Annotated in this window: 2 protein-coding genes; both read left to right on the plus strand. The window is 50.0% G+C overall.

Annotation, left to right across the window (positions count from 1 at the left end; genetic code table 11):
* Window positions 1–118: 118 nt before the first annotated feature.
* A complete protein-coding gene (istA, locus tag EVJ32_RS15805; RefSeq protein ID WP_131459122.1) occupies window positions 119–1,627 on the plus strand; it encodes an IS21 family transposase in 1,509 nt (502 codons plus the stop codon).
* Window positions 1,624–2,382 carry an IS21-like element helper ATPase IstB gene (gene istB / locus EVJ32_RS15810; protein WP_131459123.1) on the plus strand — a complete coding sequence of 253 codons (759 nt, stop codon included), beginning with the start codon at window positions 1,624–1,626 and terminating at the stop codon, window positions 2,380–2,382. Before istA ends, istB begins: the two co-directional genes overlap by 4 nt.
* Window positions 2,383–2,553: the final 171 nt, after the last annotated feature.

A 2,553-nucleotide genomic window follows, 5' to 3' on the forward strand; every position in this document is an offset into this window, starting at 1 on the left:
CATATCGGATGAGGGAAAAGAAACGGGCCGGCATCCAGCCGACCCGTGTCGATAGTTTCCAAGAGTAACGTGTAAAAAAGGGATTTTTAATCCGTTATTAAGAAGGAATTTTAAACCGCTGTTGACAAAAGTGGCTCAAATCGCCACAGCGCTGAAGGTATCAAGACCGACGGTATATAAGTACCTGAAGATGACATATGAAGACGCCCTACATGAATTTGACGGAAAAGCCTGTTCACGAAAAAAGAAACTCGACATATATCGGGACTGGATCATTGCATGGTTGGAGGAGTATCCGCATTTGAGCAGCGCACAAGTCCATGACTGGTTACTTGAAAGATATCCCGACCTCTCGGTCGGATCGAGCACGGTGAGGACATACGTGAAGGAAATCCGAGAAATCTATCAGATTGAAAAGAAAAGGATTGTCCGCCATTACGAGGCCATCCCTGAACAACCGATGGGCAAGCAGATACAGGTGGACTGGGGTGAGACCAGACAACGGACTAAAGATGGGAAAACGATCAAGCTCTATTTCATCGCGTTCGTACTTGCGCACTCTCGAATGAAGTATGTGGAATGGAGAGAGCGTCCGTTCACCACCAAGGACACCATTCGCTGCCACGAGAATGCGTTTCAATTCTATGGTGGGCGCCCTTCTGAAATCGTCTACGACCAGGATCACCTCATCGCAATCAACGAGAACGCAGGTGACGTTCTATTGACCAATGAGTTTCAAGCCTATGTGAACGAACGGAAGTTCAGGATCTATTTATGTCGTAGGGCCGACCCGGAGTCGAAGGGTATGATCGAGAACGTCGTGAAGTATATCAAACGGAATTTTGCGGACAGCAGAGTGTACCGGCATATCGAGGATTGGAACGACCGTTCCATGAGATGGCTGGAGAGGACAGGAAATTATAATGTCCACCAGACAACGAAAAAAAGACCAGCTGAAGTGTTCTCCGTCGAAAAACAACACTTACAACCGGTCTCCTCGCTACTTTCTTTCGAAAGCATCCATATGGAAAGTATAGCAAGGAACGTCGGCAAGGACAACACAATCCGTTATCGCTCAAACCGTTACACCGTCCCAATCGGGACCTACTCATCGGTCAAGAAAAAGGTGGTATTCGTCGAAGTGACCGATCAGGAGCGATTATTGATCCGCGAGTCTCCCGAGGGAGAAGTGATCGCAGACCATCGGATCAGCCAAGAGAGCGGAAAACTGATTCAAAACCGTGACCACCTGCGAGATCGTTCCAAGGGAATCGAAGAACTGAAGCAACAGGTCCTCGCCTACTTCGAGGACAGAGAGTCTGCCTCTGACTATCTGGTTGAGCTCTCGAAGCGGTATCCACGTTACCGCCGCGACCAGTTCAACATCGTCAGGGACGTCGCGACCATGTATCCCAATCACTTAACGAAGGCACTGGAAAAGTGTTCGCAAGAGAAGCTGTTCAGCGCCAACGATTTCCGAGACGTGGTCCACTATCTCGCGACCCTCGCGGACGATGGGTGTGATACAAAACCCGATACCGAACGTCCGAAGAAATCCGGGATACAGGTCGCAACGAGGCCGATCCAAGCCTACACCGACATCCTGAAAGGGGTGACGGTAAAATGAGTCAAAGCGTTTCCGAGTTACAACAGGACTTTCGGCAGCTTCGTCTCGCCGAGACGGCTGACGCCCTCCCACAGATTTTGAGAGAGGCCGAAATGCCCTCCTGGACGTATATCGAATTTCTAAGTGCCATCACGAACCATGAACGCGCCAAACGAGACGCTAAAAGTTTGGAGAGACGAATGAAGTGGGCCCGATTCCCGTTCATTAAATCCCTCTCGGAGTTCAATTTAGAGGAACAGACCGCACTAACCGCCCGACAGCTGAAGCAGTTGAAACAGCTCAACTGGCTCGAGCAACAGTACAACCTGATCCTCTTGGGCCCTCCGGGCGTCGGAAAGACGTTTTTGGCTGTGGGGCTGGGAATCGAGGCGGTCAACCACGGGTTCAAGGTATACTTCGTCACGATGGGCGAACTCGTCCAACTATTAAAAAGTGAAGAGTTCTCAAGTAAGTCGAAGATCCAGTTAAAAAGGTTGCGAGATTCGGACCTGGTCATCATCGATGACCTGATGTATATGGCCATGGACCAACGAGAAGCCAATCTCTTCTTCCATCTCGTCAACCACCTTTACGAGCGCAGCTCGATCATCCTGACCTCGAACAAAAGCCCCGATCAATGGGGCGAATTGATCGGGGACCAGGGCATCACGACTGCGATACTGGACCGCTTACTCCATCGCGTCGAAATCATACATAGTGATGACGACAGTCATCGGATGAGGAACCGGAAATCATTGTTTTCGGCAGAAGTGTAAAAGGCAAACGAGCAAAAAGTGTCAAAATCAACTTGACGTCTACACCAGGCCAGTCTTTCCTGCCGAACGAGTAAGTTCGGCACGCCCAGGTACTCTTTGATTCTACCCGGCAGATATTCGGAATAACGGGAGTGACCGAAGCTTCTTGGCTTCTTGTGCCAAGTGCTGATG

It is taken from the genome of Exiguobacterium sp. SH5S4, from assembly GCF_004337045.1.
Taxonomy (GTDB): domain Bacteria; phylum Bacillota; class Bacilli; order Exiguobacteriales; family Exiguobacteriaceae; genus Exiguobacterium; species Exiguobacterium aurantiacum_A.